This is a genomic window from Roseomonas sp. AR75 (assembly GCF_005222815.1).
Lineage (GTDB): Bacteria > Pseudomonadota > Alphaproteobacteria > Acetobacterales > Acetobacteraceae > Falsiroseomonas.
Genome location: NZ_STGB01000026.1, coordinates 1 through 560 on the forward strand (window position 1 = coordinate 1; position 560 = coordinate 560).

General features: G+C 31.2%; 1 pseudogene. It reads right to left on the reverse strand.

The window, feature by feature from the left end:
• Positions 1-263: 263 nt before the first annotated feature.
• Positions 264-560, reverse strand: a pseudogene (locus E4T13_RS29570) (recombinase); the annotation flags it as partial.

Here is a 560-nt window from a genome sequence, read left to right on the forward strand (position 1 = left end):
TAAACAGTTAAAACTACTAAAACACCAAGTACATACTTACTTGCTATAAAATTCTCAAAAGCTTCTCTAAATTTCATTTCTTCAACTCCTTTTATTGCTTTATTCCAATTGCTTTATTGACGTTGAGCCTCGGAACCCTTAACAATCCCAAAACTTGTCGAATGGTCGGCTTAATAGCTCACGCTATGCCGACATTCGTCTTCAAGTTTAGTTAAGGGTTCTTCTCAACTTCAATAAATTTTCTCGGCATAAATGCGTCGTCTTTATAAAGTGTAGCCATCATCTCGTTCATCTTCAAAAATAATTTCTGGTTCATGCCTTTGATATTTTTTCTTAAAGAATTGTTCATCGTTATCATCTACAATCATTGTTTCTCGCATTTTTGAGCTTTCTAAGTGATTATCAATATGGTTAATCAACGAATGATATGTTTCTTCTTTCATCACACCTTTAATCAACTTAAACACATTGTTAAATAGTTTATACGAACGGTTTAACTCTTTTTCTTTTTCTTGATTTTGTTCCAATAAATTATTATAACTATCCACTAAATCATTGTA